This window comes from Rhodoferax sp. RT5P35 (assembly GCF_056521385.1).
On record NZ_JBWMAX010000366.1, the window covers coordinates 1 to 1,026 of the forward strand.

1 protein-coding gene is annotated in these 1,026 nt (G+C 69.3%); it reads right to left on the reverse strand.

The features are described 5' to 3' along the window. On the reverse strand, positions 1 to 1,026 hold a 1,026-nt coding region (locus tag AC097L_RS26375; RefSeq protein WP_479589642.1), incomplete at both ends, for a diguanylate cyclase.

Genomic DNA, 1,026 nt, shown 5'->3' on the forward strand with positions numbered 1-1,026 from the left:
GGCGCCGCTTGCCGTCCGCCGCGCGCAGCCAAGCTTCGACACCGTCGGTGGTGATGCGCGGACCCACCCGGTGCGCGTAAGCGTGGCGCACGATGTCGGCAAAGCCCAGGGCTTCGGGCGGCACGGCAAAAACCTGCAAAAACGCGGCATTCGCCACCGCCAGCCGGTCCGCCGGGTCAAACAGCGCAAACGGGGCATCGGCAATGTCCAAGCCCGCCAATAGCTGAGACACCCGCAACGGGTCGGCCAGCGCCGCCGGGGTGCTGTAGCTAGGCCGGGCAACGATGGGTGCCAGCGCACCGGGCTGGGTGGCGGCATCTTCACCCAGCACCATCACGCAGTCGCGGCCGCGGTGCTTGGCGCGGTACAGCATCTGGTCGGCCAGGCGCAGCCAGGCTTCCACGGTGGGGACATCGGCGGTGAGCTCGGCCACGCCGAAGCTGGCGGTGACCAGCACGCCGTCCAGCAGCGGCTGGTCGTGCAGGTTGCGGCGCAGGCGGTCCAGCACATCGCGGGCGGCGCTGGCCGAGGTCATGGGCAGCAGCAGGCCAAACTCTTCACCACCGTAGCGGCCACAGACATCGGTTTCCCGCAGCACCCGTTGCAGGGCGGTGGCAAAGCGGCGGATCGCCTGGTCGCCCGCGGCGTGGCCGTGCAGGTCGTTGATGCGCTTGAAGTGGTCCAGATCGGCCATCACCAGCACAGCGGGCTGGCTCTGGCGGCGAAACCGGGCGAACTCGGAGCGCACCAGTTGCTCCCAGTGGCTGCGGTTGTACAGGCCCGATAGACCGTCATGCTGGCTTTGGTGCTCCAGCACCTGGCTTTGTTTTTTGAGCCGGTGGATGGCCTTGCGGGCGATGTGGCTGATCAAGATCGGCTGGCAAACCAGCAGCGGCAGGCAGGCCAGCACGGTCCAGCGGGTGGCATCGGGCTGCAGCTGCAGGCCGAACAAGGCCAGGCCCAGCAGCACACCCAGGGCCTGCAAGGCCAGGCCGCGCAGCACCAGGCGCACCCCGCCCCCGGCCA